The sequence below is a fragment of the Pseudomonas sp. YY-1 genome (assembly GCF_002843095.1).
GTDB lineage: Bacteria > Pseudomonadota > Gammaproteobacteria > Pseudomonadales > Pseudomonadaceae > Aquipseudomonas > Aquipseudomonas sediminis_A.
The window spans coordinates 211,267-236,854 of the sequence record NZ_PJLX01000003.1; the positions used below are offsets into that span (position 1 = coordinate 211,267).

A 25,588-nucleotide genomic window follows, 5' to 3' on the forward strand; every position below is an offset into this window, starting at 1 on the left:
GCCAGGAGAGTCTCGGATCAGGCCACTTCAGCCAGCTTGGCTTTGGCCTGGGCCAGGCCTTTCTCGCTGAACTCGGCGCCCATATTCAGGCCTTCGGCATGAATGAACTGCACATCGTGGATACCGATGAAGGCCAGCGCCTGACGCAGGTAGGGCTCCTGATGATCCAGGCCACTACCGGCGTAGATACCGCCACGAGCCGTGAGCACGAAGGCACGTTTGCCGGTCAGCAGGCCCTGCGGACCGGTTTCGGTGTACTTGAAGGTGACGCCAGCGCGCAGCACATGGTCCAGCCAGGCCTTGAGGGTGCTGGGGATGGCGAAGTTGTACATCGGCGCAGCCAGCACCAGCACATCGGCGGCCAGCAGCTCATCGGTCAGTTGATTGGAGCGGGCCAGGGCAGCTTTCTCGGCATCGCTCTGCTGCTCGCTCGGGGTCATCCAGCCACCCAGCAGCGTGGCGTCGAGATGCGGCACCGGCTCGGCCGCCAGATCACGCACCTGGATCTGATCAGCCGGGTGCGCAGCCTGCCAATTGGCGATGAATTGCTGGGTCAGCTCGCGGGAGACCGAACCTTGCTGGCGGGCGCTGCTTTCGATTACGAGAATACGGGACATGTCTGAGGCTCCATCGAGGTGAACAAGAGTCGATGGAGCAGAGAATAGAGATGCGACTTTCGATTAAAAAGCGTAAATATCCGCTTACATATATCGACTAATTTGATTTATCGACTGGTCGCATCTAGGCTTTCATCACTTCAGGTTGCAGGTCAGCTTGATCCGCAGACGAATCACGCTACGGGTGAACTTGACCGCCATGTTGTTGCTGGCGCCTGGCGCCAACACGGTACGCCGGATGCGCGGTGCCTCGGGGCCATTTTGGAACACGGCACTGCACTCGGCTTCGCTCTGACCGTAGTTGTAGAGCATCAGCGCCGCCATGTTGTGGTCGATTTCCTGGGTGGTGGCGGAGACCTCGGCGCCGTTGAACTGTTTTTCCACCTCGATGGGGTAGGCATAGGCAGCCAACGGCATACAGGCCAGCAGCAAGCAGATTATTTTTTTCATCGGTGCTCTCCAACATGGGATCGCCAGTGTAGGTGGAGATCGTCGGCGATAACAGCCGACTCAGGCAGGATGATGTGATGAAAGCTCCTCGCGTAACCCTGGATCAATGGCGCACGCTGCAGGCCGTGGTGGATCAGGGCGGCTTCGCCCAGGCAGCCGAAGTGCTGCATCGCTCGCAGTCCTCGGTCAGCTATACCGTGGCGCGTATGCAGGAACAGCTCGGCGTACCGCTGCTGCGCATCGACGGTCGCAAGGCCGTGCTCACCGAAGCCGGCGATGTATTGCTGCGCCGCTCACGGCAACTGGTCAAGCAGGCCAGCCAGCTGGAAGACCTGGCCCACCACATGGAACAGGGCTGGGAAGCCGAAGTGCGCCTGGTGGTGGACGCCGCCTACCCCACCGCCAACCTCGTCCGTGCCCTGACCGCCTTCATGCCGCAAAGCCGCGGTTGCCGCGTACGCCTGCGTGAGGAGGTGCTGTCCGGCGTCGAGGAAGTGCTGCTCGAAGGCACCGCCGACCTGGCCATCAGTGCGCTGAACATCACCGGTCACCTGGGCATCGAGCTGGGTGAAGTGGAATTCGTCGCAGTCGCCAACCCGGAACACCCCCTGCACTGCCTGCAACGCGAACTGAGCTTTCAGGACCTGGAAGGCCAGATGCAGGTGGTCACCCGTGACAGTGGCCGCTTGCAGCCGCGCGACGCCGGCTGGCTGGGCGCGGAACAGCGCTGGACAGTGGGCAGCCTGCCGACCGCACGCACCTTCGTCAGCAGCGGCCTGGGATTCGCCTGGCTGCCACGCCACCTGATCGTCCGTGAACTGCAGGAAGGCCTGCTGAAACCCTTGCCCCTGACCCAGGGCGGTCTGCGCAAACCGCGCTTCTTCCTCTACAGCAACAAGGAGCGCGTACTCGGTCCGGCTACACAGATTCTCATCGAGCTGATCAAGAACTTCGACGCGGCGCCGCTGGACGCCGCCTTCGCCGCGCCGCAGTCGCCCAACTGAGAGCCTGCCCATGTCCTACTTCGACAACGACGGTTGCCAACTGCATTACGAAGACTACGGCCACGGCACGCCTCTGTTACTGGTACATGGCCTGGGTTCGAGCACGCGCGACTGGGAATACCAGATCCCGGTGCTCGCCCAGCACTATCGGGTCATCGCCCTCGACGTGCGCGGCCACGGCCGCTCGGACAAGCCGCGCGAGGCTTATCGCATCGCCGATTTCGCCGAGGATGTCGCCGCCCTCATCGACCACCTGCAGCTTGCACCCGTGCACCTGGTAGGCATCTCCATGGGTGGGATGATCGGCTTCCAGCTTGGCGTAGACCGCCCCGAGCTTTTGCGCAGCCTGACTATCGTCAACAGCGGCCCAGAGGTGAAGGCCAAGAGCGCACGCGACTGGCTGGAAATCGGTAAACGCTGGACGCTCTCGCGCCTGCTCAGCCTGGACACCATCGCCAAGGCGCTGGGCAAGCTGCTGTTCCCCAAACCGGAGCAGGCCGAACTGCGTCGCAAGGTCGAAGAACGCTGGCCGCAGAACGACAAACGCGCCTACCTCGCCAGTCTTGACGCGATCATCGGCTGGGGCGTGCGTGAACGCCTCGATCGCATCACCTGTCCTACCCTGGTGATCACCGCCGACCGCGACTACACGCCCGTTGAACGCAAGCGCGAATACGTGGCAGAAATGCCCAACGCGCGCCTGCTGATCATCGAAAACTCGCGCCACGCCACACCACTGGATCAACCAGAACGCTTTAATAACGCCCTGCTCGCCTTTCTCGGCGAGACCGCCAACAAGGAAAACTGACCATCATGCTCAAGCAACTCGTTCTCGCCACCGGCGCCCTGCTGCTGTCCTCCAGCCTGCTGGCCGCAGAAAATCCCAAGGTCCTGCTGACCACCAGCCTGGGTGAAGTGGAAGTGGAGTTGGCCGCCGACAAGGCGCCAATCAGCACGCAGAACTTTCTCAAGTACGTCGACAGTGGCTTCTATAACGGCACCCAGTTCCACCGGGTGATTCCGGGCTTCATGGTTCAGGGCGGCGGTTTCGATGCCGACATGCGCCAGAAGGACACCAACGCGCCGATCAAGAACGAGGCCGACAATGGCCTGCACAACGTGCGCGGCACCCTGGCCATGGCCCGTACTCAGGTCCGCGACTCGGCCACCAGCCAGTTCTTCATCAACCACAAGGACAACGCCTTCCTCGACCACAGCTCGCGTGACTTCGGTTACGCCGTATTCGGCAAGGTCACCCGTGGCATGGACGTGGTGGACAAGATCGCCCAGGTCCCCACCGGCAACCGCGGCATGCACCAGAACGTACCGCGCGAGCCAGTGCTGATCATCGACGCCAAGCGTCTGTAAAGCCCCGTAGGGTGCGCCGTGCGCACCGAGCTCCAGCAAGCAATACCCCGGTGCGCACGGCGCACCCTACAACTGAAACGACAAAGCCGCCCATTGGGCGGCTTTGTCTTTTAACGGAGGCGCTTACTTCTCGACGAAGGCGCGCTCGATCAGGTAATCCCCCGGCTCACGCATGCGCGGGGAAATCTTCAGGCCGAAGCTGTCGAGCACTTCGCTGGTCTCGTCGAGCATGCTCGGGCTGCCGCAGATCATGGCGCGGTCGTCCTGCGGGTTGATCGGCGGCAGGCCGATATCGGCGAACAGTTTGCCGCTGCGCATCAGGTCGGTCAGACGGCCCTGATTCTCGAACGGCTCGCGCGTCACGGTCGGGTAGTAAATCAGCTTGTCCTTCAGCGCATCGCCGAAGAATTCGTTCTGCGGCAGGTGCTCGGTGATGAACTCGCGGTAGGCGACTTCGTTCACGTAGCGCACGCCGTGGACCAGGATCACCTTCTCGAAGCGCTCGTAGGTTTCCGGGTCCTGGATCACGCTCATGAACGGCGCCAGGCCGGTGCCGGTGCTGAGCAGATAGAGGTGCTTGCCGGGGTTGAGGTCATCGAGCACCAGCGTGCCGGTGGGCTTCTTGCTGATGATGATCTCGTCGCCTTCCTTCAAGTGCTGCAGTTGCGAAGTCAGCGGGCCGTCCGGCACCTTGATGCTGAAGAATTCCAGGTGCTCTTCCCAGTTCGGGCTGGCGATGGAGTAGGCGCGCATCAGCGGGCGGCCGCTGTCCTGCTGTAGGCCGATCATCACGAACTGACCATTCTCGAAGCGCAGACCCGGGTCGCGGGTGCACTTGAAGCTGAACAGCGTATCGTTCCAGTGGTGGACGCTGAGCACACGCTCGACGTTCATATTGCTCATGATGATTTCCTCGAAAAACTACGACGCCGAAGGCGCGATTGCGCGGCATTCTATTCGCGGCAACAATATCTGTTAAGTGGATTATCAAGATATAGGTTATCGGTTATATCGATATGCGATTTACTCTCAGACAACTTCAGGTGTTCGTTGCCGTGGCGCAGCATGAAAGCGTCTCGCGCGCCGCGCAATCGCTCGCATTGTCGCAGTCTGCAACCAGCACTTCGCTGACCGAACTGGAGCGCCAATCCGACTGCCAGTTGTTCGATCGCGCCGGCAAACGCCTCGCGCTCAATGCCCTAGGCCGACAGCTACTGCCCGAGGCCGTAGCCCTGATCGACCAGGCGCGCGAAATCGAACGCCTGCTGGGGGGCAAGAGCGGTTATGGCTCGCTGAACGTCGGCGCCACCCTGACCGTGGGCAACTATCTGGCCACCCTGCTGATTGGCAGTTTCATGCAGCGCCACCCCGAATGCCGGGTGAAGCTGCAGGTCCACAACACCGCCCATGTGGTGCAGCAAATCGCCCACTACGAGCTGGACCTGGGCTTGATCGAAGGCGACTGCCAGCACCCGGATATCGAGGTGCAACCCTGGGTCGAAGACGAACTGGTGGTGTTCTGCGCGCCGCAACATCCGCTGGCCCAACGCGGCAGTGCCAGCCTGGAAGAGCTGACGCACGAAGCCTGGATTCTGCGTGAGCAAGGGTCGGGCACACGACTGACTTTCGATCAGGCCATGCGTCATCACCCGCGCAACTTGAATATCCGCCTGGAGCTGGAGCACACCGAGGCAATCAAGCGCGCCGTGGAATCCGGCCTGGGCATCGGCTGCATCTCACGCCTGGCGCTGCGCGACGCCTTTCGTCGCGGCAGCCTGATGCCGGTGGAAACTCCGGAGCTGGATCTGCGCCGGCAGTTCTACTTCATCTGGCACAAGCAGAAGTACCAGACAGCGGCGATGCGCGAATTTCTTGAACAGTGTCGTGCACTGACCGCTGGCGTCAGCCGCAGCGATCAGATCGTTCTGCCGCCGATCGTCTGAGCGTCAGCCAAGCAGGATGACTGCCCAGACCGAGGCGATCATGCCCAGCGCCAAGAACTGCGCGGCGCTGCCCATGTCCTTGGCATTCTTCGACAGCGGGTGGCGCTCCAGAGAAATGCGGTCGATAGCCGCCTCGATGGCCGAATTGAGCAACTCGACGATCAGCGCCAGCAGACACACGGCTACCATCAGCGCACGCTCACCGCGGCTGACGTCAAGGACGAAAGCCGATGGAATCAGCACCAGATTGAGCAACACCAGCTGGCGAAAGGCTGCTTCGCCGAAGAACGCGGCGCGCAGGCCATCGAGCGAATAGCTGGCGGCGTTGAGGATACGTTTCAGGCCGGTCTGGCCCTTGAATGGCGACATGCGCCTCACCCCTTCTGGAAGAGGCGCGCAGCTTACTGCATCCGCAGCACGAGCACCTATATGCGAGATCGCGAGCTAAACGATAGCAAATGAGCCGGCGCAGTTTACGGGCTGTAAATGAGCAGGCCGAGCCTGCTTTCAACGCAGCCCCGATGCGCAGCTCACTGCGCGGGGATCGATTCCATCTGCTGCAACAGCAACGCCGCCTGAGTGCGGGTGCGCACGCCCAGTTTGCGAAAGATCGCCGTCACATGCGCCTTGACCGTCGCTTCGGAGACGCTCAATTCGTAGGCGATCTGCTTGTTCAACAGCCCTTCGCAGACCATGGTCAAGACGCGGAACTGCTGCGGTGTCAGGCTGGCCAGGCCGGCACTGGCTGCCTTGGCCTCGGCGGAAACCGGCGCCCCCTCCTCGGCCAGCGGCGGCCACCAGGTGTCACCATCGAGGACATGGCGCACCGCTTGCTGCAGGGTTTCCAGTGGGCTGGATTTGGGGATAAAGCCACTGGCCCCGAATTCGCGGGAGCGGTTGACCACGGAGGCTTCTTCCTGAGCGGAGATCATCACCACAGGGATCTGCGGGTACTGCCCGCGCAGCAATACCAGACCGGAAAAACCGTAGGCACCGGGCATATTGAGGTCAAGCAGGACCAGGTCCCAATCACTCTTGGCGGCCAGGTGGTTTTCAAGCTCTGCGATGCTGGCAGCTTCTACCAGATGCACTTCAGGCCCCAGGCCCAGGGTCAGAGCTTGTTGCAGCGCGCTGCGAAACAGCGGGTGGTCGTCAGCAATCAGGATTTCGTAGGCGGCCATTGGCAGATCCTGTTCTTGTTATAAGTGGCACTGAGGTGAGTATGGCAGTGCTTTTCGCCTGACGACCCGCTCAAGCCTGCTCAATGAGCATCACAGACTCCCCACTCGGACCGACGGCGGCGCTCAGCATGCCGAGCTGTGACGGGGTGGTCAAGCTCAATGCTTTGCGGCAGGATGCGCAACTTTCCCGCCGAGACGCCCCAATGCGAAGCCAAGCCCTGCGCGCCGACCTGTTGATGCTGATTACCGCGATGATCTGGGGCAGCGCCTTCGTCGCCCAGCGTCTGGGTATGGATAACATCGGCCCCTTCCTTTATACCGGCCTGCGCTTTGCCCTGGCCTGCGTGGTGCTGCTGCCCGTGCTGGCCCTGCTGCAACGTCGCCAGCAGCATCGCCCCGCACCACTGAATCGCAACCTGCTGGTGGGTGGTGTGATCATGGGGCTGGCGCTGTCGCTAGGGATCAACCTGCAGCAGGTCGGCCTGCTGTTCACTACGGTGACCAACTCCGGCTTCATCACCGGTTTGTACGTGATCGTGGTACCGATTCTCGGCCTGCTGATCGGCCAGCGCAGCAGCGCCGGCATCTGGTTGGGCGCCAGCCTGGCGGTGGTCGGCATGTTCCTGCTCAGCGTCGGCGAAGGCTTTACCGTGGCCTCCGGCGACTGGCTGCAACTGGCCGGCGCCTTCGTCTGGGGCGTGCATGTGTTGCTGGTGGGCTTCTTCGCCAGCCGTCACGACCCGCTGCGTCTGGCCTTCATCCAGTTCGCCACCTGCGCGCTGATCAGCCTGTTGCTGGCGCTGCTGTTCGAGACCGCGACACTGGACGGCATCATTGCCGCCGGCCCGGCCATTCTCTACGGCGGCCTGTTCGGCGTGGCGGTGGGCTTCACCCTGCAGGTGGTCGCGCAGCAACATGCCATCGCCTCGCATGCGGCGATCATTCTCTCACTGGAGGCGGTGTTCGCTGCCATCGCCGGCGCCCTGCTGCTCGGCGAAGTCCTGGCGCTGCGCGGCTATCTGGGTTGTGCGCTGATGTTCGGCGGCATGCTGCTGGCGCAGCTGTGGCCCAAGCCACTGCCGAGTGAACTCAGCGGTACGTCTGCAAACGCTGGTGCAGAGCGTCGTTGAGATCCAGCGGCAAACGCCGTTTGGCGGCTAGGTAGTGCTGACTGAACACATCGAGATAATCGTCCAGCGCCTCGCCGGCACGCAGGTCGCCAGCCAGTTCCAGGCACATGGCGGCCACCTCGGCGGTGCACAGGTGCTCGCCACGGGTAGAACGACGCAGGCGATAGCGCGATAGTTGCGCCGGCGTCAGGCTCAGCACCGGCAGCGCATCCAGATAGGGGCTCTTGCGAAACATCTTGCGCGCCTCGGTCCAGGTGGCATCGAGCAGCACGAACAGCGGACGCTTGCCGGGCACCAGCGTCACCTCCTCTACCACGCGCTGCGGCGCCACGTACTCGCCGGGGAAAACCAGATACGGCTGCCACTGCGGATCGGCCAAAAGCTCCAGCAGCGCCGGATCGACAGCTGTGCGCGTCCAGCCGAAGGCGTGGGTTTCAGGCACCACGTCGGCAATCAGCCATCCGGTATTGCTCGGTTTCAGCGCCTCGATGTCATGCATCACCAGGCACATGGCGGCATTGGCCTCGACCTGCGGGCGCCAGGCACACAGGCAATGGGTCGGCTGCACCCGACAGTGCGGGCAACGCTCGGCACGCGAGCCACGGGCAACGAAGGGTTTGAGGCTGCGCGCCAGGCGCTCTGTGCGCAGTCGGGCAACGGCATGTGGGGCTGGATGGGTCATGGCGGGAGCGACAACGAACGGGGGCGCGAGTCTAGCATCCCCGTTCGCTGTCAAGGCGACTCAGAAGCTGTGGTTCAACGCCAGCCCGATGAAGTGGATACGCGTCTCGTACTCGCCCTTGAAGTTGCCACCGTTGCCGGTGCAGCGTACGCCACTGTCTTGGTACAGCCCGCCGGAACCTGGCACCCAGCCGGCCGGGGAGCAGCCGTCCTGGTAGTCCATCTTGCCGCTGGAAAACTGCACGTAGCTGTAGGCGAAGTCCAGCGAGGTATCGCGCGTCACCTTGTAGTTGGCACCGAACGACAGCCAGTAGCGGTCCGCATCGGGAAAGGCCGGATGACGCAACTGCGGCGAATTGACCGGCGAGCGGTCGTAGGCAACACCGGTACGCAACAGCAGGTCATCGCTGTACTGGTAGTTCATGCCCAGGGAGATCTTGTAGCTGTCCTTCCAGTCCTGCTTGACGTTCAGGTCGCCCTCGGTAACGCCATTGAAGTAGGGATAACCGGCGACCTGATCGATGCCAATGCGTACTTCGTCCAGCCGTGAATGGCGAGTGAAGGTCACATCCGCCATCAGCGCCACCTTGTCGTTGAGCTGGTGGAAGGCATTGAAGGAAAGCATTTCCGGCGTATCGATAGCGGTCTTGCCCTTGGAGTTGGGATGCAGCCTGGAGCCGGCGAAATCGCCGGGGTTGATCCAGTTGTCCGGGTCCAGCACCTGCCCCAACGCGTCGGCAGGCGGCAAGGTGATGATGCCGAGGTCGATACCGCCACTCAGATCGGTATCGGGTGAAGGCACGCTGCCCGATACGCCAGAGAAGCTCCACTTGGTCTCACCTTCCAAGGTGTGGCGAATGTTGGAGCGATAGGACACGCCAAAGCGCGTCGACTCGGTCGGCTCCCACATGTAGCCGATATTCCAGCCGAATCCCCAATCATCCCCCTTGACCCGGAAGTAGCCATCGCCCTGAACGTTGTCAGAGAAATTCTTCGCCACGCAGTCGACGAAAGCATCACCGGCCTGACCGTCGCAACTGCTGATCTCACTGGGCACATCGATGCCGTAGAACAACGGAATGGCGAACTGACCAAGCGGTGATGCAGCCAGTTCGGTCAGATCCTGATTGGCCGTGACGAACTGCCCCGCCAACTGCCGCGAAGCACCTTTGACATCCGCCGCACCGCGCTGAATGGACTTGATGTACTGCGCCGACACGCCAAAGCCGACACTGTGGTGCTCGTTGAAACGGTAGGAAATGCTTGGGTTGAAGGTCACCGTCTCCAGGCTGGCCGACTGGATGCCGTAGCGTCCGGCCCAGTCCTCCTTGTAATTGAGCTTGGCGCCGAACGGGGTGAAGATCCCCAGGCCGATCGTCACCCGGTCGTTGATCTCGTGGGAAAAATAGAAGTTCGGGGCGGCGGCGGCATCGGGCAGAAACTCGCCCGCATCCCCCGATACAGGATTGCCGAATACATCGCTGCTGCCCTTGTCTTCGTACTTGCCATCCGGGAGCAGAATGCTCAATCCGGAGGTGACCTGGGTGCCCTTGAGCCGTGCCAGGCCCGCCGGGTTGTAGAAAATGGTCGAGGGGTCGGCGGCCTCGGCACCGTTGGCATGCGCCGAACCCTGCGCCGCCACCGACTGCGAACCAAAGTGATAACCGGATGCCTGCACCTGCGTAACGGGCAAAACCAGTAAACTGCCGACCACCACATGCGATGGCCAGCGCCGAAAGAGCATTGTCATTGTTATTCTCCTGCACGCTGCTTGAACACCGTGCAGCTCGGCGATAACCAGAGGCAGACTTCAGGCAGGTCCGTACTGGCGACATCCGACTACAACGGCGGCTCACAGTCTGTGACGTGCAGGTTTGGCCGATGATCCCCGGCCTTTGGTCGTGGTGACGGGCAGCGGCCAAAGGCCAGCATGTCCCTATCGGTAACACTTTGTTTCACGCGGGCAAATAGCCAGCGGCGCGAACATTCGCCGCGAGCCCCTGTCCAACCCACGTTCACGCTTTCAGGAGTCACAAGACATGCTGCGTTACATCCTCCCCGCTCTCGCGTTCAGCCTGCTGCTTCCCACTGCCCAGGCAGCCTCGTTGAAGGAGATGGAACTGACTCGCACCCTGGAGCAAGTCGCCCGGCAGAGTAGCGAGGGCACGCCGCGGGCGATCAATGAGGACATTCTCGATCAGGGCTATACCGTGGAAGGGCACACGCTGATCAACCATCTCAGCGTGCGTGAAGCGCATGCGGCGCAGATGCGCGGCAACCCCGACACCGTGCGCGCTCAGTTGGCCGCCAGCGTCTGCCGCAACCCGGGCTACCGCAGCCTGTTGGCCCAGGGGGCACAGCTACGCTACCAGTTCAGCGAATACCGCAACAACCGCCCGGTGACCGTCGAAGTGTTCGACAAGAGCGACTGCGGCCTCTGACCCGGGACTGACATAAGTCCCTTTCCGCTCGGCGCTGCGCGTCATCGGCGCGCAGCTCGGCGAGCAAAGCCTCCATATAACGCGAGCGCCGTACGCCACCTTCGAGACGACGCATGCACTCATCCGCCAGACTCAACTGGTTGGTTCGTGCAGCTTGTTGCAGCATGCGATAGAGGTCTGTTTCGATCTCCAGAATCAGCTTGGGCATACCTGCCCCTCCCTTCCTATTGACCACACAGCAGACTCGACCTGGCAGGTGAGGTTCCACCAGCCAGTCGGGGTCACTTGTTTTTCGCCCACCAGTCTTGAGCGAAGCACCTCAGCAGCAGTTGATGACCGATTGATGCATAACACTGAGCCCAGCGACATGGCTGCGCTGCAGCGATCACAGCACTAATACGGCCTGCTCTGTACAAGTAAATCAGAAGCCTGACCCGAGCTTGTGCGCTCAGACAAACGGCAGGGCATAGGCCAACTATGCTGAGAAAACCGCCCCGCAGGCTGGCTGACCTGCATCAAGGCCAGCAACGGACAAAATCGACAGACTCGCCTCATCATCACGACGAGGATAGAACCATGGCCCTGCTCACCTTTATCGGCGCGATCCAGCAAGTCACGGGCTCCTGCTACTTGGTAGAGAGCCGCGATGGCGCCAAGGTGCTGCTCGAATGCGGCATGCACCAGGGACGCCGCCAGGAGGAGGATCTGAACCGCAGTGCATTTCCTTTCGACCCGCGCAGCCTGGATGCGGTGGTGATCTCCCACGCCCACCTCGATCACAGCGGGCTGCTGCCGCTCCTGGTCGCCGAAGGTTATCGAGGCCCGATCCACGCCACCGAGGCCAGCTGCGAACTGCTCGAGCTGATGCTGCTGGATTCGGCATTCCTCCAGGAGAAGGACGCCGAATGGGAAAACCGCTGGCGCGCCCGCCAGGGCAAGCCGGCAATCAAACCGCTCTACACCATCGCCCATACCGAACAGGCGCTCAGCCAACGCCGCGCGCATGCCTACGGCACAGCGGTCGAGGTTGCCAAGGGCGTGCAGGTTACCTTCCACAATGCCGGCCACATCCTCGGCTCGGCCATCGTCGAGATGCAGGTAGAGGATCACCACCTGCACCGTCATCTGGTGTTCTCCGGCGACCTGGGCAATACCTGTTCTCCGCTGATGCAGGCGCCGACCCAGCTGAATCAAGCGGACGTGTTGCTGATGGAGTCGACCTACGGCGACCGCAATCACCGACCCAGCGACGAAACCCTGGAAGAGCTGGCCGACATCCTGCAGCAAGCCCATAGCGAGGGTGGCAATGTGCTGATCCCCTCCTTCGCCGTTGGCCGCACCCAGGACCTGATCTATTACCTTGGCCGCTTCTATCAGGAAGGCCGTCTGCCACAGCAGGCCGTGTTCCTCGACAGCCCCATGGCGATCCGCGCCAACGCCATCTACAGCCGCTTTCACGACCAGTTCGCGGCTACCGATCGCGCGGCGCTGGCAGCCAAGGGTGTCAAGCGAGTCGAGGACTGGCTGCCAGTGTTGCGCTGCACGCCGACGGCCGAAGAGTCGATGGCGATCAACCGGATCAAGAGCGGCGCGATCATCATCGCCGGTGCCGGCATGTGCAATGGCGGGCGTATCGTTCATCACTTCAAGCACAACCTCTGGCGCGAGAACTGCCATCTGGTGTTCCCCGGCTTCCAGGCCAAGGGCACGCTGGGTCGTTTGATCGTCGATGGTGCCGAAACGGTCAAAGTGCTGCACCAGCGCATCGCGGTGAAGGCCAAGGTACATACCCTGGGCGGCTTCTCCGCCCATGCCGGGCAATCGCAGTTGCTCGAATGGGCCAGCCGGTTCGAGCATCACCCCGAGCTGTATCTCGTGCACGGCGAGCTGGAGAAGATGCAGGCCCTACAAGCCGCTCTGCGTGAACGCCGCAACTGGATCGCCAACATTCCCGAACTTGGTGAACAGATCGCCCTGTAACCGGTGCTTAGAACCCGTTCACGATCTCGCGAGCTAGAGCACTGCAACACCGATGGCGGCCCCGCAAAAATAGACGAGGAACGGTCGGAGTCGCGTGCGACTTTACGAGTTGTAAATGAGCATTCCGAGCCAGTTTTTAACGCCGCAGGGCCGACGCGCAGCAGATCGTGAACAAGCTCTTACGAAAAGGTGGCAACGAAACGGCAGACGGCCTGTGGCAAGCTGCTCAACACTCCATAATCAAGGAACCGGCCAAAGCGAGAGGCTACTCGCCTCTCACAGGCCAAGAAGAGGAGAGTTTCCATGCCCTTTGAACCGGACGACTATCTGTCGCGCCACGTGCAAACCAGCGAGGTCGACCTGAGCAGCAAGGTGGAAGAGCTGGTCGCTCTGGCAACCCCGAGCAACAGCCCCAACCTATCGCTGTACCGCGAGATGCTAACCACGGTGATCCATATGGCCCAGGCGGATCGTAACCGCTGGGACGCCAAGATCATGATGCAGACCCTGCGTGAGATGGAGCATGCCTTCGGCGTGCTGGAACAACTGAAACGGCGGCGCAAGGTCACGGTGTTCGGCTCGGCACGAACGCCACCCGACCATCCACTGTACAGGCAGGCTCGCGAGCTCGGCGCATTACTGGCACACCGCGATCTGATGGTGGTCACGGGTGCCGGTGGCGGCATTATGGCTGCCGCTCATGAAGGCGCTGGCGCGGAAAGCAGCCTGGGATTCAATATCACCCTGCCCTTCGAACAAACCGCCAACGCGACCATGCGTGGTAGCCATCACCTGCTGTCGTTCCACTTCTTCTTTCTGCGCAAGCTGTTCTTCGTCAAGGAGGCCGACGGTCTGGTGCTGTGCCCTGGCGGTTTCGGCACCCTCGACGAAGCGCTGGAAGTGCTGACCCTGATCCAGACCGGCAAGAGCCCGCTGGTTCCCGTGGTACTGCTCGACCAACCGGGCGGCAGCTACTGGGAAGATGCACTGGGCTTCATCCGTCGTCAGCTTGGCGATAACGGCTACATCCTGCCCACCGATCTCAACCTGATGCACCTGGTCTACAGCGCCGAAGAAGCGGTGGACGAAATCGCCCGCTTCTACCGCAACTTCCACTCGAGCCGCTGGCTCAAGGATCGCTTCGTGATTCGCCTCAATCATCCGCTCAACGAGGCGGCTCTTGCCAAGCTGGACGGCGACTTCGCCAGCCTGTGCAAGGAAGGCGGCTTCACCCAGCAAGCGTACTGCGAGCAGGAACGCGACGAGCCGGAACTGTGCGACCTGACCCGCCTAGCCTTTGCCTTCAATGGACGTGACTATGGCCGCCTGCGCGCGCTGCTCAATGTAGTCAATGAACCGGATAACTGGGCGAACTGACTCGAACCGTGAAAAGCAAAAAGCCCGGCGTGTGCCGGGCTTCTTTTGTATTACATGCTGATCAGGCGTTGCCCGCGACTTTCATCCGCGCTGCCTGAGTGAAATCGAGCATGCGCTTGAGCGGTTTGATCGCCTTGGGGATCAGCGCCGGATCAACATGAATCTCGCCAGAGCCCTGACGCAAGCCGGTCAGCACGCGCTCCAGGGTGTTCATCGCCATCCACGGGCAGTGCGCGCAACTGCGGCAGGCGGCACCGTTACCGGCGGTTGGCGCCTCGATAAAGGTCTTGTCCGGGCACAGCTGCTGCATCTTGTAGAAGATGCCACGGTCGGTGGCGACGATGAAGGTCGAGTTCGGCAGGGTCTGCGCCGCCTTGATCAACTGGCTGGTGGAGCCCACCGCATCGGCCAGCTCCACCACGCTCTGCGGCGACTCCGGGTGCACCAGGATGGCGGCGTCCGGATACAGGGCTTTCATGTCCAACAGCTGCTTGGACTTGAACTCCTCGTGCACGATGCAGGCGCCGTCCCACAGCAGCATGTCGGCACCGGTCTCGCGCTGGATGTAGTTGCCCAAGTGTTTGTCCGGTGCCCAGATGATGGTCTCGCCGTTGTCCATCAGGCTCTCGACGATCTCCAACGCGCAGCTGGAGGTCACCACCCAGTCGGCGCGCGCCTTCACTGCGGCCGAGGTGTTGGCGTAAACCACCACGGTGCGCTCCGGGTGCTGGTCGCAGAAGGCCGAGAATTCGTCCACCGGGCAACCCAGGTCGAGCGAGCAGGTTGCCTCCAGGGTAGGCATCAACACGCGCTTTTCCGGGTTGAGGATCTTCGCCGTTTCGCCCATGAATTTGACCCCGGCCACCACCACGGTCTGCGCCGGATGCTGATTGCCGAAGCGGGCCATTTCCAGGGAATCGGAAACGCAGCCGCCGGTTTCTTCGGCCAGCGCCTGGATGACCGGATCGCAGTAATAATGCGCTACCAGCACCGCATTCTGCTTCTTCAGCTCGGCGGCGATTTCACGGCGATAGAAAGCTTCCTCCTCGGCAGTCAGCGGTTTGGGCTGCTTTGCATCGAGGTGGGCTTGAACCAGAAGGCGTTCGGAAATCTGCGTCATATCATCGAACCTGCGGCGCTCTTGAGCGAGCTGCGAGTATACCCCCTGGCTGCCTATCGCCACAGGCAGGGCAACATCGGCCAGAGGGCTTTTCCGAGAGCAAAAAAAAGCCAGTCTTGCGACTGGCTTTTGCGATCTGGTGGGTCGTGTAGGATTCGAACCTACGACCAATTGGTTAAAAGCCAACTGCTCTACCAACTGAGCTAACGACCCAACGCGAGGCGCATGATACTGATTTAATTCAGGAAATCAACACTTCGCGAAAAAATTTTCACACATAGCGCGTAGCGTCAGGCACGCCGGCTGCGGTGAAACCGGCTGCACGCAGGCGACAGCTGTCGCACTTGCCACAGGCGCGGCCGTCATCATCGGCCTGGTAGCAAGAGACCGTGAGTGCGTAATCCACGCCCAGGCGCATACCGGCGTGGATGATCTCGCCCTTGCTCATCTGCTGCAGCGGTGCGCGAATGACAAAGCCCTGCCCCTCCACACCCGCCTTGGTCGCCAGGTTGGCCATCCGCTCGAAGGCGTCGACGAACTCGGGGCGGCAATCCGGGTAGCCCGAGTAATCCACCGCGTTGACGCCAATGAAGATATCGCGCGCCTCAAGCACCTCGGCCCAGCCCAACGCCAGCGCCAGGAACACCGTGTTGCGTGCTGGCACGTAGGTGGCGGGTATACCTTCAGTGGGCGATTCGGGCACGGCGATGCTGCTATCGGTCAACGCCGAACCGCCGATGCCGTTGAGGTTCAGGCCGATCACCTTGTGCTCTACCACACCCAGCTGCCGCGCCACGCGCTCGGCGGCCTGCAACTCGGCACGATGGCGCTGGCCATAGTCGAAACTCACGCTGTAACAGGCGTAACCCTCGGCCTTGGCCATGGCGATGACCGTGGCCGAATCCAGGCCACCGGAAAGGAGGATGACCGCTTTCTTGTCATTCATGTTCAGTGTCCCGGCTCGTCGTTCCAGAGAATCTTGTGCAACTGCAGTTGCAGGCGTACTGGCAGGTTATCGGTCACGATCCAGTCGGCCAGTGCACGTGCATCGACCTGTTTGTGGCTGGGCGAGAACAGCACCTCGCCGGCACGCGCGGCCAGGTCATACTCGATCAGTTTGGATACTGCCCAGTCGTAGTCTTCACGCGAGCAGATGACGAACTTGACCTGGTCATTACGAGTCAGCCACTGGACATTCTCGTAGCGATTGCGCTCGACTTCGGCAGAGCCCGGGGTCTTCAGGTCGAGCACCTTGCTGACGCGCGGATCGACTGCCGATACATCGAGCGCGCCACTGGTTTCCAGCGACACCTCGTAACCGGCATTGCACAGATGCGTGAGCAAGGGGATGCAGTTCGGCTGGGCCAGCGGCTCGCCGCCGGTCACGCAGACGTAGCGCGGCCGATAGGCAGCCACTTGATCGAGGATACTGTCCAGGGTGACGATCTCGCCGCCACTGAAGGCGTAGGCGGTGTCACAGTACTGACAGCGCAGGGGGCAGCCGGTAAGGCGCACGAATACTGTCGGCAAGCCGGCGGTACGCGTTTCCCCCTGCAACGAGTAGAAAATCTCGGTGATGCGCAGGGTTTCTTGCATGGTAGCCACGGGCGTGATGACGAAACAGGCCATCCGCCTCCGTTGCGTGAAAGACAGGAACGCCGGCGTCGGCCGACATTCGACAAGGCATGGCGGCAAGGACATCAGCCGAGCTGAAACCCCGCCTCGCATGCGAGCGCGCATTCTAATGGATCACGCGAAGCCAGATAAGAAAAACCCGCGACGGGCGCGGGTTTATTCATCGAGTGTCGATCTACAGCCGTTGCAGATCGCGCTGAGCCAGCTGGGCGGCCGAGCTGCCCGGGTACTGGGCAATGACTTGCTGAAGAATGCCACGAGCCTTGTCATTGTGACCCAGGCGACGCTCGACATCGGCCAGCTTGAACAGTGAATCCGGCACCTTGGCGTGACTCGGATAAGCCTGGCTGACCTTGGCAAAGGCTTGACCGGCTGCCTGCAAGTCGCCCTTGGCCAGATTCACCTCACCCAGCCAGTACTGGGCGTTACCCGCATATTGGCTGCTGGGATAACGGTTGAGAAAGGCGCCGAACGCCTGCGACGCCTTGTCGAAATCCTTGGCCTTGATCAGGTCGAAGGCGGCGTCGTAATAGAGTTTTTCCTTGGCCGGATCACCCGGCTCGGCGCTGGCCTGCTGCTGTGCGGCAGGTGGCGTCGGGGTGCCATTGGCGTTTACCGCGCCATCGGCTGAATTCTGTGCGGGAGCTCCACCGGCAGCAGCACCGGAAGAAATGCGTTGATCCAGATCCTGGTAACGCTCCAGGCCTTCCTGCTTGAGGCGCTGGATTTCATTCTGCTGCTCTTCGACCATGCCCCGCAGTTGCGCAATTTCCTGCTGCATCTGCTCGAGTTGGTTGAACAGCATACCCTGCGCAGAAGCGGGTGCTTGCGCACCCGCTCCGGCGGAGGAGCCGGCCGTACCATAACCCGCCGGTGGATAGCTGCTGCCCTGTTGCATGGAGCTGCTTTCCAGTACGGGAACCTCCGCCATCGCGACGAGCGGCAAGGCGAGTGTCAGAAGGGTCAGGATACGGCGGCAATCTCGCATGGCAGCTTACTTACGCAGCTCTACGCGACGGTTCTGAGCCCAGGACTGTTCGTCGTTGCCAGTGGCAACCGGACGCTCTTCGCCGTAGGAAACCAGTTCCAGCTGAGCCGGGGAAACGCCCTGCAGAACCAGGTAGCGTTGAACGGCCTTGGCACGACGCTCGCCCAGAGCCATGTTGTACTCACGGGTACCGCGCTCGTCAGCGTGGCCTTCCAGAACGACGCGAGCGCCGTTGCCTTTCAGGTCCTTGGCGTGTACGTCCAGAGCGCGCATGGCTTCGGCTTTCAGGTCGGAGCTGTCGTACTCGAAGTAGAAGGTGGTGATAGCGCGCAGAGCAGCTTCTTCGCTCAGGCTGCCATCAACAGCGCCAGTGTTGGCACCGTAGCCAGCGTTCGGGTCAACAGCGCCTTCGCCAGCAGCGTCGCCGCCTTTGGAGGAGCAACCTACAGCAACGGCGAGAGCCAGGGACAGTGCAGCGAACTTACCGAATTTCAGCATTTCCATCATATAACTCCTAATGAACCCCAGTTGTGTTAAGCAAAAAAGGTGTAGCGCCGCATCAGTTCAGGTAAGGGGACCAAGAAGGCTCTCGAACTTCGCCTTGAGCGGTAGGAAGAGGGAGCCTCACGCGTCCATTGGTGGACGCCAACATCAAGACTCCCCGGCCCTGCTGGCGGGTGGCGTAGATTAGCATGGTGCCATTGGGCGCAACAGTGGGCGACTCATCCAAACTTGTGTCTGAAAGTATGCGCAAACGGTTGGTTTCCAGGTCCTGTGCAGCCACTTTGAACACGGTGAAGCCGTCCTGGCGATGGATCATCACCAGGGTCTTCTCATCAGCCGACAATTTCGGGTTGGCGTTGTAGTTACCGACGAAGGTCACACGCTCCACTGCCCCGCTATTGATATTGGTCTTGTAGATCTGCGGACGTCCCGCACGATCCGAAGTGAAGTAAAGGGTCTGACCGTCCTTACCCCAGAAGGGTTCGGTATCGATGGCGTAATGGTTGGTAATGCGGCGCATCTGCCGGCTGCCCATATCCATCACGTAGATTTCCGGGTTGCCATCGCGAGACAGCACGAAGGCCAGGCGGTTGCCATCCGGCGACCAGGCCGGCGCGCCATTGAGGCCTTCGAAGTTGGTGATCTGCTCACGACGACCGGTGTCGATGTGCTGCACGAAGATGCGCGGACGACGTTGCTCGAACGAAACATAAGCGATACGGCGACCATCCGGTGCGAACGACGGCGACAGGATCGGCTCACGCGATTGCAGCAGGGTTACCGCACGGGCACCGTCGTAGTCGGAGCGCTGCAGGGTATAACGGGTGTTGTTGGTGCCCATGCGCTCGGCAGTGACGTACAGCAGGCGCGTGGAGAACGCCCCTTTCACACCGGTGAGCTTCTCGAACGACTGATCGGCGATATGGTGCGCCATGTCGCGCAGCTGATCGGTACCACCACCGACATTGCCGGTCATGACCTGCTGCTCGGTGTTGACGTTGAACAGCGCGTACTGAATCTGCAACCGGCCGCCGTTGGGCACGATGTTACCGACCAGCACGTACTGGGCGCCCAGTGCTTTCCAGTCACGATAAATGACTTCGCTGGCCTGGGTAGGCAAGCTGATCATGTTCTGCCGCGGGATGGGCTCGAAGTAGCCGGAGTTGCGCAGGTCGTTGCCGATGATCTGCGACATGTCCTCGGGCAGCACCGAACCACCCTGCCAACCGAACGGCACGACGGCAATCGGGGTGGCACGGTCAGCGCCTTGGGAAATCACCAGCGGATCGGCCGCCTGGACACTACCGACCAGCATGACCAGCCCCAGCAGGGCGATACGAATCAGGGTATTCACAGAGCTCAATCCTCCGGTTTGAAAATGACGCGACGCTGCCTGTACCGACTGTCGAAGGTAGCGCGATCCAATTGTTGCATCTCGGGAATACGCCCGACGTTACGTACAGCTGCAACGGCCGAGTTGTCGAACGGCGCATCGCCACTGGAGCGCGATACGCTGGCGTTGGTCACGGTGCCGTCGGGCAGCATCTGGATCAACAACTCGACACTCATGCCACGGCGCGCCGACATCGGTCGCTGCCAGTTCTCGGTAATCAGCTTGATGATCAGATCATCGAGGTTACCGGCCACCTGATCCCCATGGGTTTCGGCCAGCGCCTGCTGGTTCTGTACGTTGTCCGACAGCAACTCGGCCAACGCTGCCGCTTTCTGGTCTTCGGCCGCTTTGCGCCGGGCATCTTCAGCCTTGCGCTTGGCATCTTCGGCCGCTTTCTTCTTCGCCGCCTCGGCGGCTGCCGCCTTCTTTTTAGCCTCGTCTGCAGCGGCCTTTTTCTTGGCCTCTTCAGCGGCTTTCTTCTTTGCCTCTTCCTCGGCGCGCTTCTTGGCGATATCAGCCTGGCGTTTCTGCTCGGCGGCCTTCTCTGCCTCAGCTTTCTTCGCCGCTTCGGCCTTTCGAGCTTCTTCGGCCTGCTTTTGTTCCTCTGCTTTCTTGGCCGCGGCTACCTTCTGCGCTTCGGCCTGGGCCTGCTTCTGCTCTTCGGCTTTCTTCTGTTCCAGCCTTTCGGTCTCGAACTGCGGCGCCGAAGTCTTCTGCGCTTCGCCTGCAACCTTCTGCGTGGTCTGCGTGGTGGCCTGGCTCTGCGACTGCAACTGATACAGCGTAGCCTGCACCACTGGGCGTGCCGGAGGCAGTTCCGGGGTGAAGGCGAAACTGACGAACAGCATGGCGAACATCAGGACGTGCAGACCCACCGCCCAAACCACGGGCCAGAAGTAGCTTTCCGATTGCGAACGCTCGGTTTGCTGCATCAGGGAGCCTCGGTAATCAGTCCGACGTTGCCCACGTCGGCCTGCTGCAGACCGCCCATGGCCGACATCACAGTGCCGTAATCGACCGTGCGATCACCACGCACGAATACCTGCACCTGCTTACCCTGACGACGGTTCTCGGCAATGATCGCCGACACGGCCTGAGTCATCTGCTCGAGGGTCGAAGCACGCTCCTGCTCGGTATCGACGTCGACCTCGCTGCCCATGTTCCAGTAGTAGGTCTTGTCGGCCTTGATGGAAATGGTCAGCACCTGAGCGTCGTTGTCCTGCGGCAGCGCTTCACTGCTGACCTTGGGCAGATCGACCTTGACGCCCTGATTAAGCATCGGCGCGGTGACCATGAAGATGACCAGCAGTACCAACATCACGTCGATGTAGGGCACCACGTTCATCTCGGCGACCGGTTTGCGTCTGTTGCGAATTCTCGCCATGGTTAAAACCTGTCCTCTTCGCTCGCCTTAGTCTTCCGAGGTGTGCACTTTACGGTGCAGGATGGCCTGGAACTCGTCGGCGAAGGTGTAGTAACGACCGATCAGCATCTCGCCACGGGCCGAGAAACGGTTGTAGGCGATGACCGCCGGGATTGCTGCGAACAGGCCGATGGCGGTAGCGATCAGCGCTTCTGCAATGCCCGGTGCCACGGTAGCCAGAGTGGCTTGCTGCACCTGAGCCAGACCGCGGAAGGAGTTCATGATGCCCCATACGGTGCCGAACAGGCCGATATAGGGGCTGGTGGAACCGACGGTTGCCAGGAACGGCAGAGCGGTCTCCAATTTTTCTTCTTCACGGGAGATAGCCACGCGCATGGCACGGGCCACGCCGTCCATCACCGCATCCGGGTCGACGCCCTGCTGCTGACGCAGACGGGAGAACTCCTTGAAGCCGGCACGGAAGATCTGCTCCAGACCGGAATCCGGATCGGGGTTGCTGCCGGCCTGGCGATACAGTTTGGACAGGTCGATGCCGGACCAGAAGCGATCTTCGAAATTGTCCAGCGCGCGCTTGGCGGCGCGGATGGCATTACTGCGCTGGAAGATCATCACCCAGGAAATGACCGAGGCGGCCACCAGAGTCAGCATGACCAGCTGAACCACAAAGCTGGCGTTACTGATCAGACTCCACATCGACATATGGTCAACGGCGTTAGCTTCCACGCTTACTCTCCTGCTGCAATTAAACCCGGCGCCTGCGTCCCGGCGAACGCATGTCGCAGGGTTTCGGGGATAGCCCGGGGTTTCAAGTTGTCGGCGCGCACACAGGCCACCAGAAACTGCCCTTCGCAGAGCAGCACATCATCCGTAGCCCGCCTGACCTGTTGACGAAAGCGCAGGCTGGCACGGTTCAATTCGATCACATCGGCGCTGATCACCAGCTCATCATCCAGTCGCGCCGGCGCGTGATAGCGCGCCTCGGCCGAATGCACGACGAACAACAGGCCCTCACCGGCAAGCGTCGACTGGGCATAACCCAGCTCACGCAGGCGCTCGGTGCGAGCCCGCTCCATGAATTTGAGATAGTTGACGTAGTAGACGATGCCGCCTGCATCGGTGTCTTCGTAATAGACCCGGCAATGGTGGCTGAACGGCTGGACTCCGTTTTGCGCGCGCATACTCTAGTCCCCGGCCTGCTGCTTGCCAATCCGGGCTGGTAACAATTTTTTCGTCATTCGTCACCTGCCGCGAAAAGATCGCCAGCGACCTGCTCGCCAGCGCGCTTGGGGATGTTCAGCCCGAAGTGCAGATAGGCATGACGAGTGACCACGCGCCCGCGCGGCGTGCGCATCATGTAACCCTGCTGAATCAGATAGGGCTCGAGCACGTCCTCGATGGTATGGCGCTCTTCACCTATCGCTGCCGCCAGGCTATCGAGCCCCACCGGACCGCCGTCGAACTTCTCGATCATGGCCAGCAGCAAGCGGCGATCGGAATGATCGAAACCGCGTTCGTCGATATCCAGCAAATTCAGCGCCTGATCGGCGATCAACTGCGTGATATGGCCGTTACCACGCACTTCGGCGAAGTCGCGCACACGGCGCAACAGACGGTTGGCGATACGCGGGGTGCCACGCGCGCGACGGGCTATCTCATAGGCGCCCTTGGCTTCGATAGGCAAGCCGAGAATCCCCGCAGAGCGCGAGACGATGGTGGCCAGGTCGTCGATACCGTAGAACTCCAGGCGCTGGACGATACCGAAGCGGTCACGCAGCGGATTGGTCAGCATGCCGGCACGAGTGGTGGCGCCAACCAGGGTGAACGGCGGCAGATCCAGCTTGATCGAGCGGGCCGCTGGGCCTTCACCGATCATGATGTCGAGCTGAAAATCCTCCATCGCCGGATACAGCACTTCCTCGACCACCGGCGACAGACGGTGAATCTCGTCGATGAACAGTACATCGCCGCTTTCCAGGTTGGTCAGCAGCGCAGCCAGATCGCCCGGGCGTTCGAGCACTGGGCCGGAGGTGCTTTTGATCGAGCTGCCCATTTCTTCGGCGATGATATTGGCCAGGGTGGTCTTGCCCAGTCCTGGCGGGCCGAAGATAAGCGTGTGGTCGAGCGCCTCAGCCCTACCCCGCGCAGCCTGAATGAACAGCGCCATCTGTTCACGCACGACGGGCTGACCGATGTAATCGGCCAGGCGCAGCGGGCGAATGGCCCGGTCCTGCTGCTCTTCGCGCTCACGTGGACTGGCGGTAATCAGGCGATCGGCTTCGATCATCAATAGGGTTCCACTAAACCATGCCGCGCAGGGCGCGTCGGATCAAATCTTCACTGGTCATGCCATCTTCCTTGACGGCAGCAACGGCTCGACTGGCTTCCTGCGGTTTGTAACCGAGGGAGATCAGGGCGCTGACGGCGTCATTCTCCGCGCTTGAGACTGCCTGAGCCAGTTGAGGTTCAACCACCAAGGGCGCAATGGACGGGATCGACTCCCAGGCCTTGAAGCGATCCTTGAGCTCGACCAGCAGACGCTCTGCAGTTTTCTTGCCGACTCCAGGCACCTTGACCAGCGCCGCGGTGTCCTGAGCCTGTACGCAACGCACCAGCTCATCGACCTCCAGCCCAGACATCAATGCAAGCGCCAGCTTGGGGCCGACACCATTGAGACGAATCAGTTCGCGAAACAGCTCACGCTCGCGCTTTTCGAAGAAGCCATACAACAAATGCGCATCTTCACGCACCACAAGGTGGGCATGCAGGGTTACCGGCTCGCCCACCGCAGGCAGACGATAAAGGGTCGTCATCGGTACTTCCAGCTCATAACCGACGCCATTCACATCCAGAAGCAAATGCGGCGGCTGCTTCTCCGCCAGGGTGCCGCGCAAACGTCCGATCACCGCTGTTTCCTTTGATTCGATTACAAACGAAGGCGACCACCGCGCCGCTTGGCGCCGGCCAGCCCATGAGGAATGAGACTCTGTCGATGGTGTGCATGGCACAAGGCGATACCCAGGGCATCGGAGGCGTCGATCTGCGGCTTCTGCACCAGTTTGAGCAGGTGCATGACCATCATCTGCACCTGCTGCTTGTCCGCTGTCCCGGTGCCGACCACAGCCTGCTTGACCTGAGTGGCGGTGTATTCGCTGATTTCCAGCCCAGCCTCCACTGCGGCGACGATAGCGGCACCTCGCGCCTGTCCCAACTTGAGCGCCGAGTCGGCATTGCGCGCCATGAACACCTGCTCAATGCCCATGGTCACCGGGCCATGGGTGCGAATAACTTCGCTGACGCCGCGAAAGACGATCTGCAGGCGCTCGGCCAGCGGCCCGTTGCCGGTACGAATGCAACCCGACGCCACGTACTCGCAACCGCGCCCGGTATCACGCACCACGCCATAGCCGGTAATACGCGAACCCGGGTCGATGCCTAGAATCAGGGTCATATCAGCAACTGTCTATTTATCCAGTTGGTGAGTATACGGAGGTCCTAATGCGCCGTCACTCGTGACGCACTGGTGAAACCAGAGAAAACCGCAGGCTGGGCTGGGCGGTGATCCGCTTCAGCCCAACATGTAGCGCGCCCCTGGCGTGCTGAGGCCCACCCTACGCATCCGGGCGATAAGCTGCTTAGCTCAGTTGCTCCATGATCTCGTCGGCCACTTCGGCGTTGTGGTAGACGTTCTGCACATCATCCAGATCTTCGAGCATGTCGATCAGCTTGAATACCTTCTGCGCGGTTTCCAGATCGGCGATCGGCGCACTGATCGAAGGGATCATGGCGATTTCCGCTTCCTCGGCCTTGAAACCAGCTGCGCTCAGCGCTTCGTTGACGGCATGAAACTCGGTGAAGCTGGTCGACACCAGGCCTGAACCGTCTTCGCCCATTTCCACGTCGTCAGCACCAGCCTCCAACGCAGCCTCCATCAGGGCATCCTCATCGACGCCCGGCGCGAAGCTGATCTGACCCTTGCGGTCGAACATGTAGGCGACCGAACCATCAGTGCCCAGGTTGCCACCGCACTTGGTAAAGGCATGGCGCACTTCGGCGGCAGTACGATTGCGGTTATCGGTCATCACCTCGACGATGATCGCCACGCCGCTTGGCGCGTAACCTTCGTAGCTGAACTCGACGACGTTGTCGGCCTCGTTGTTGCCGGCACCACGAGCGATGGCGCGGTCGATCACGTCACGCGACATGTTATTGGTCAGCGCCTTGTCCACGGCCAGACGCAGGCGCGGGTTGTCCGCAGGAATCGGGCCACCGTGCTTGGCGGCGACCGTCAGTTCACGAATCAACTTGGTGAAGATCTTGCCGCGCTTGGCGTCTTGACGCCCTTTGCGGTGCTTGATGTTGGCCCATTTGGAATGACCAGCCATAACTCACTCC

At 61.3% G+C, this 25,588-nt stretch carries 29 protein-coding genes, 1 tRNA gene and 1 pseudogene; 8 read left to right on the forward strand and 23 right to left on the reverse strand.

Annotated features, from left to right (window positions below; translation table 11 throughout):
* Nucleotides 1–17: 17 nt before the first annotated feature.
* Complete coding sequence (locus tag CXP40_RS06125) at nucleotides 18–617, reverse strand: FMN-dependent NADH-azoreductase (protein WP_106733067.1); 600 nt, start codon at nucleotides 615–617, stop codon at nucleotides 18–20.
* Between the two features lie 135 nt (nucleotides 618–752).
* On the reverse strand, nucleotides 753–1,067 hold the full coding sequence (locus tag CXP40_RS06130; RefSeq protein WP_106733068.1) for a 3-phosphoglycerate kinase: 315 nt from the start codon (nucleotides 1,065–1,067) through the stop codon (nucleotides 753–755).
* A 77-nt stretch (nucleotides 1,068–1,144) separates the two neighbouring features.
* Between CXP40_RS06130 and CXP40_RS06135 the strand changes: the two genes are divergently transcribed.
* Genes CXP40_RS06135 through CXP40_RS06145 form a run of 3 tightly spaced genes read left to right on the forward strand, consistent with a single transcriptional unit; the run spans nucleotide 1,145 to nucleotide 3,439 of the window.
* Entirely contained in the window at nucleotides 1,145–2,071 is a 927-nt protein-coding gene (locus CXP40_RS06135) for a LysR family transcriptional regulator (protein ID WP_106733069.1), read from the forward strand.
* Nucleotides 2,072–2,081: 10 nt separating this feature from the next.
* The gene (locus CXP40_RS06140) at nucleotides 2,082–2,879 is read left to right on the forward strand and encodes an alpha/beta fold hydrolase (RefSeq protein ID WP_106733070.1); all 798 of its coding nucleotides are present in this window, start codon (nucleotides 2,082–2,084) and stop codon (nucleotides 2,877–2,879) included.
* Nucleotides 2,880–2,884: 5 nt separating this feature from the next.
* Complete coding sequence (locus CXP40_RS06145) at nucleotides 2,885–3,439, forward strand: peptidylprolyl isomerase (RefSeq protein ID WP_099522186.1); 555 nt, start codon at nucleotides 2,885–2,887, stop codon at nucleotides 3,437–3,439.
* 123 nt (nucleotides 3,440–3,562) lie between these two features.
* On the opposite strand, the gene fpr is transcribed toward CXP40_RS06145, so the two are convergent.
* Nucleotides 3,563–4,342: a ferredoxin-NADP reductase gene (gene fpr / locus CXP40_RS06150; RefSeq protein WP_037005020.1), complete on the reverse strand. Its 780-nt coding sequence runs from the start codon at nucleotides 4,340–4,342 to the stop codon at nucleotides 3,563–3,565.
* A gap of 113 nt (nucleotides 4,343–4,455) precedes the next feature.
* Here fpr and CXP40_RS06155 point away from each other — a divergent pair, with 113 nt between their 5' ends.
* Complete coding sequence (locus CXP40_RS06155) at nucleotides 4,456–5,382, forward strand: LysR family transcriptional regulator (RefSeq protein WP_079784346.1); 927 nt, start codon at nucleotides 4,456–4,458, stop codon at nucleotides 5,380–5,382.
* Nucleotides 5,383–5,385: 3 nt separating this feature from the next.
* Here the strand turns inward: CXP40_RS06155 and CXP40_RS06160 are convergent, their stop codons facing one another.
* Both CXP40_RS06160 and erdR read right to left on the reverse strand, forming a co-directional pair.
* On the reverse strand, nucleotides 5,386–5,751 hold the full coding sequence (locus tag CXP40_RS06160) for a diacylglycerol kinase (RefSeq protein ID WP_106733071.1): 366 nt from the start codon (nucleotides 5,749–5,751) through the stop codon (nucleotides 5,386–5,388).
* A 161-nt stretch (nucleotides 5,752–5,912) separates the two neighbouring features.
* Nucleotides 5,913–6,563, reverse strand: a complete 651-nt coding sequence (gene erdR, locus CXP40_RS06165; protein WP_099522188.1) for a response regulator transcription factor ErdR — start codon at nucleotides 6,561–6,563, stop codon at nucleotides 5,913–5,915.
* A 203-nt stretch (nucleotides 6,564–6,766) separates the two neighbouring features.
* Here erdR and CXP40_RS06170 point away from each other — a divergent pair, with 203 nt between their 5' ends.
* A complete protein-coding gene (locus CXP40_RS06170; protein WP_106733072.1) occupies nucleotides 6,767–7,693 on the forward strand; it encodes a DMT family transporter in 927 nt (308 codons plus the stop codon).
* Here the strand turns inward: CXP40_RS06170 and CXP40_RS06175 are convergent.
* Together CXP40_RS06175 and CXP40_RS06180 are read right to left on the reverse strand one after the other, a co-directional pair.
* Complete coding sequence (locus CXP40_RS06175) at nucleotides 7,653–8,375, reverse strand: tRNA-uridine aminocarboxypropyltransferase (protein WP_106733073.1); 723 nt, start codon at nucleotides 8,373–8,375, stop codon at nucleotides 7,653–7,655. The genes CXP40_RS06170 and CXP40_RS06175 overlap by 41 nt on opposite strands.
* A 60-nt stretch (nucleotides 8,376–8,435) precedes the next feature.
* On the reverse strand, nucleotides 8,436–10,124 hold the full coding sequence (locus tag CXP40_RS06180; RefSeq protein ID WP_106733074.1) for an OmpP1/FadL family transporter: 1,689 nt from the start codon (nucleotides 10,122–10,124) through the stop codon (nucleotides 8,436–8,438).
* A gap of 289 nt (nucleotides 10,125–10,413) precedes the next feature.
* Between CXP40_RS06180 and CXP40_RS06185 the strand changes: the two genes are divergently transcribed.
* Entirely contained in the window at nucleotides 10,414–10,815 is a 402-nt protein-coding gene (locus tag CXP40_RS06185; protein ID WP_106733075.1) for a quorum-sensing-regulated virulence factor family protein, read from the forward strand.
* A gap of 19 nt (nucleotides 10,816–10,834) precedes the next feature.
* Here CXP40_RS06185 and CXP40_RS23925 read toward each other — a convergent pair.
* Nucleotides 10,835–11,023 (reverse strand): annotated as a pseudogene (locus CXP40_RS23925) (hypothetical protein); the annotation flags it as partial.
* A gap of 368 nt (nucleotides 11,024–11,391) precedes the next feature.
* On the opposite strand from CXP40_RS23925, the gene CXP40_RS06195 reads away from it, so the two are divergent.
* Together CXP40_RS06195 and CXP40_RS06200 are read left to right on the forward strand one after the other, a co-directional pair.
* Nucleotides 11,392–12,795 carry an MBL fold metallo-hydrolase RNA specificity domain-containing protein gene (locus CXP40_RS06195; protein WP_106733076.1) on the forward strand — a complete coding sequence of 468 codons (1,404 nt, stop codon included), beginning with the start codon at nucleotides 11,392–11,394 and terminating at the stop codon, nucleotides 12,793–12,795.
* A 303-nt stretch (nucleotides 12,796–13,098) separates the two neighbouring features.
* Nucleotides 13,099–14,172: an LOG family protein gene (locus tag CXP40_RS06200; RefSeq protein WP_106733077.1), complete on the forward strand. Its 1,074-nt coding sequence runs from the start codon at nucleotides 13,099–13,101 to the stop codon at nucleotides 14,170–14,172.
* A 61-nt stretch (nucleotides 14,173–14,233) separates the two neighbouring features.
* Here CXP40_RS06200 and nadA read toward each other — a convergent pair whose 3' ends face one another.
* The 15 genes from nadA to CXP40_RS06275 all read right to left on the reverse strand — a co-directional run bounded on the left by nadA (nucleotide 14,234) and on the right by CXP40_RS06275 (nucleotide 25,578).
* On the reverse strand, nucleotides 14,234–15,292 hold the full coding sequence (gene nadA / locus CXP40_RS06205) for a quinolinate synthase NadA (RefSeq protein WP_012017904.1): 1,059 nt from the start codon (nucleotides 15,290–15,292) through the stop codon (nucleotides 14,234–14,236).
* A gap of 137 nt (nucleotides 15,293–15,429) precedes the next feature.
* Nucleotides 15,430–15,505 (reverse strand) — tRNA-Lys (locus CXP40_RS06210).
* Nucleotides 15,506–15,563: 58 nt separating this feature from the next.
* Nucleotides 15,564–16,238 carry a 7-cyano-7-deazaguanine synthase QueC gene (gene queC / locus CXP40_RS06215; RefSeq protein WP_106733078.1) on the reverse strand — a complete coding sequence of 225 codons (675 nt, stop codon included), beginning with the start codon at nucleotides 16,236–16,238 and terminating at the stop codon, nucleotides 15,564–15,566.
* Nucleotides 16,239–16,240: 2 nt separating this feature from the next.
* Nucleotides 16,241–16,888, reverse strand: coding sequence for a 7-carboxy-7-deazaguanine synthase QueE (gene queE / locus CXP40_RS06220; protein WP_106733162.1), 648 nt, complete (start codon nucleotides 16,886–16,888; stop codon nucleotides 16,241–16,243).
* A gap of 214 nt (nucleotides 16,889–17,102) precedes the next feature.
* Entirely contained in the window at nucleotides 17,103–17,915 is an 813-nt protein-coding gene (ybgF, locus tag CXP40_RS06225) for a tol-pal system protein YbgF (RefSeq protein ID WP_106733079.1), read from the reverse strand.
* Between the two features lie 6 nt (nucleotides 17,916–17,921).
* Nucleotides 17,922–18,419, reverse strand: a complete 498-nt coding sequence (gene pal / locus CXP40_RS06230) for a peptidoglycan-associated lipoprotein Pal (protein ID WP_003241687.1) — start codon at nucleotides 18,417–18,419, stop codon at nucleotides 17,922–17,924.
* 55 nt (nucleotides 18,420–18,474) lie between these two features.
* Nucleotides 18,475–19,773, reverse strand: coding sequence for a Tol-Pal system beta propeller repeat protein TolB (tolB, locus tag CXP40_RS06235; RefSeq protein ID WP_099522199.1), 1,299 nt, complete (start codon nucleotides 19,771–19,773; stop codon nucleotides 18,475–18,477).
* 5 nt (nucleotides 19,774–19,778) lie between these two features.
* Nucleotides 19,779–20,747, reverse strand: coding sequence for a cell envelope integrity protein TolA (gene tolA / locus CXP40_RS06240; RefSeq protein WP_099522200.1), 969 nt, complete (start codon nucleotides 20,745–20,747; stop codon nucleotides 19,779–19,781).
* Nucleotides 20,744–21,196, reverse strand: a complete 453-nt coding sequence (gene tolR, locus CXP40_RS06245; RefSeq protein ID WP_021488348.1) for a protein TolR — start codon at nucleotides 21,194–21,196, stop codon at nucleotides 20,744–20,746. The genes tolA and tolR overlap by 4 nt, the downstream gene beginning before the upstream one ends.
* 27 nt (nucleotides 21,197–21,223) lie before the next feature.
* A complete protein-coding gene (gene tolQ, locus CXP40_RS06250; protein ID WP_106733080.1) occupies nucleotides 21,224–21,919 on the reverse strand; it encodes a protein TolQ in 696 nt (231 codons plus the stop codon).
* Between the two features lie 2 nt (nucleotides 21,920–21,921).
* A complete protein-coding gene (ybgC, locus tag CXP40_RS06255) occupies nucleotides 21,922–22,374 on the reverse strand; it encodes a tol-pal system-associated acyl-CoA thioesterase (RefSeq protein WP_055983695.1) in 453 nt (150 codons plus the stop codon).
* Between the two features lie 53 nt (nucleotides 22,375–22,427).
* Nucleotides 22,428–23,480, reverse strand: a complete 1,053-nt coding sequence (gene ruvB / locus CXP40_RS06260) for a Holliday junction branch migration DNA helicase RuvB (RefSeq protein WP_106733081.1) — start codon at nucleotides 23,478–23,480, stop codon at nucleotides 22,428–22,430.
* A gap of 13 nt (nucleotides 23,481–23,493) precedes the next feature.
* Complete coding sequence (ruvA, locus tag CXP40_RS06265; protein ID WP_106733082.1) at nucleotides 23,494–24,099, reverse strand: Holliday junction branch migration protein RuvA; 606 nt, start codon at nucleotides 24,097–24,099, stop codon at nucleotides 23,494–23,496.
* A 20-nt stretch (nucleotides 24,100–24,119) separates the two neighbouring features.
* Nucleotides 24,120–24,644 carry a crossover junction endodeoxyribonuclease RuvC gene (gene ruvC / locus CXP40_RS06270; RefSeq protein ID WP_106733083.1) on the reverse strand — a complete coding sequence of 175 codons (525 nt, stop codon included), beginning with the start codon at nucleotides 24,642–24,644 and terminating at the stop codon, nucleotides 24,120–24,122.
* A gap of 184 nt (nucleotides 24,645–24,828) precedes the next feature.
* Nucleotides 24,829–25,578, reverse strand: coding sequence for a YebC/PmpR family DNA-binding transcriptional regulator (locus CXP40_RS06275; protein ID WP_106733084.1), 750 nt, complete (start codon nucleotides 25,576–25,578; stop codon nucleotides 24,829–24,831).
* Between the last annotated feature and the right edge of the window lie 10 nt (nucleotides 25,579–25,588).

What these genes read in the sequence shown, in the direction of transcription:
- pal (WP_003241687.1), bottom strand. Translation starts at nt 18,419, where the DNA reads ATGGAAATGCTGAAATTCGGTAAGTTCGCTGCACTGTCCCTGGCTCTC.
- CXP40_RS06140 (WP_106733070.1), top strand. Translation starts at nt 2,082, where the DNA reads ATGTCCTACTTCGACAACGACGGTTGCCAACTGCATTACGAAGACTAC.
- fpr (WP_037005020.1), bottom strand. Translation starts at nt 4,342, where the DNA reads ATGAGCAATATGAACGTCGAGCGTGTGCTCAGCGTCCACCACTGGAAC.
- CXP40_RS06160 (WP_106733071.1), bottom strand. Translation starts at nt 5,751, where the DNA reads ATGTCGCCATTCAAGGGCCAGACCGGCCTGAAACGTATCCTCAACGCC.
- CXP40_RS06180 (WP_106733074.1), bottom strand. Translation starts at nt 10,124, where the DNA reads ATGACAATGCTCTTTCGGCGCTGGCCATCGCATGTGGTGGTCGGCAGT.
- CXP40_RS06275 (WP_106733084.1), bottom strand. Translation starts at nt 25,578, where the DNA reads ATGGCTGGTCATTCCAAATGGGCCAACATCAAGCACCGCAAAGGGCGT.
- CXP40_RS06175 (WP_106733073.1), bottom strand. Translation starts at nt 8,375, where the DNA reads ATGACCCATCCAGCCCCACATGCCGTTGCCCGACTGCGCACAGAGCGC.
- nadA (WP_012017904.1), bottom strand. Translation starts at nt 15,292, where the DNA reads ATGACGCAGATTTCCGAACGCCTTCTGGTTCAAGCCCACCTCGATGCA.
- tolR (WP_021488348.1), bottom strand. Translation starts at nt 21,196, where the DNA reads ATGGCGAGAATTCGCAACAGACGCAAACCGGTCGCCGAGATGAACGTG.
- ybgC (WP_055983695.1), bottom strand. Translation starts at nt 22,374, where the DNA reads ATGCGCGCGCAAAACGGAGTCCAGCCGTTCAGCCACCATTGCCGGGTC.
- CXP40_RS06195 (WP_106733076.1), top strand. Translation starts at nt 11,392, where the DNA reads ATGGCCCTGCTCACCTTTATCGGCGCGATCCAGCAAGTCACGGGCTCC.
- ybgF (WP_106733079.1), bottom strand. Translation starts at nt 17,915, where the DNA reads ATGCGAGATTGCCGCCGTATCCTGACCCTTCTGACACTCGCCTTGCCG.
- CXP40_RS06130 (WP_106733068.1), bottom strand. Translation starts at nt 1,067, where the DNA reads ATGAAAAAAATAATCTGCTTGCTGCTGGCCTGTATGCCGTTGGCTGCC.
- CXP40_RS06145 (WP_099522186.1), top strand. Translation starts at nt 2,885, where the DNA reads ATGCTCAAGCAACTCGTTCTCGCCACCGGCGCCCTGCTGCTGTCCTCC.
- CXP40_RS06135 (WP_106733069.1), top strand. Translation starts at nt 1,145, where the DNA reads ATGAAAGCTCCTCGCGTAACCCTGGATCAATGGCGCACGCTGCAGGCC.
- CXP40_RS06170 (WP_106733072.1), top strand. Translation starts at nt 6,767, where the DNA reads ATGCGAAGCCAAGCCCTGCGCGCCGACCTGTTGATGCTGATTACCGCG.
- queC (WP_106733078.1), bottom strand. Translation starts at nt 16,238, where the DNA reads ATGAATGACAAGAAAGCGGTCATCCTCCTTTCCGGTGGCCTGGATTCG.
- ruvB (WP_106733081.1), bottom strand. Translation starts at nt 23,480, where the DNA reads ATGATCGAAGCCGATCGCCTGATTACCGCCAGTCCACGTGAGCGCGAA.
- erdR (WP_099522188.1), bottom strand. Translation starts at nt 6,563, where the DNA reads ATGGCCGCCTACGAAATCCTGATTGCTGACGACCACCCGCTGTTTCGC.
- CXP40_RS06185 (WP_106733075.1), top strand. Translation starts at nt 10,414, where the DNA reads ATGCTGCGTTACATCCTCCCCGCTCTCGCGTTCAGCCTGCTGCTTCCC.
- queE (WP_106733162.1), bottom strand. Translation starts at nt 16,888, where the DNA reads ATGCAAGAAACCCTGCGCATCACCGAGATTTTCTACTCGTTGCAGGGG.
- CXP40_RS06125 (WP_106733067.1), bottom strand. Translation starts at nt 617, where the DNA reads ATGTCCCGTATTCTCGTAATCGAAAGCAGCGCCCGCCAGCAAGGTTCG.
- CXP40_RS06155 (WP_079784346.1), top strand. Translation starts at nt 4,456, where the DNA reads ATGCGATTTACTCTCAGACAACTTCAGGTGTTCGTTGCCGTGGCGCAG.
- ruvC (WP_106733083.1), bottom strand. Translation starts at nt 24,644, where the DNA reads ATGACCCTGATTCTAGGCATCGACCCGGGTTCGCGTATTACCGGCTAT.
- CXP40_RS06200 (WP_106733077.1), top strand. Translation starts at nt 13,099, where the DNA reads ATGCCCTTTGAACCGGACGACTATCTGTCGCGCCACGTGCAAACCAGC.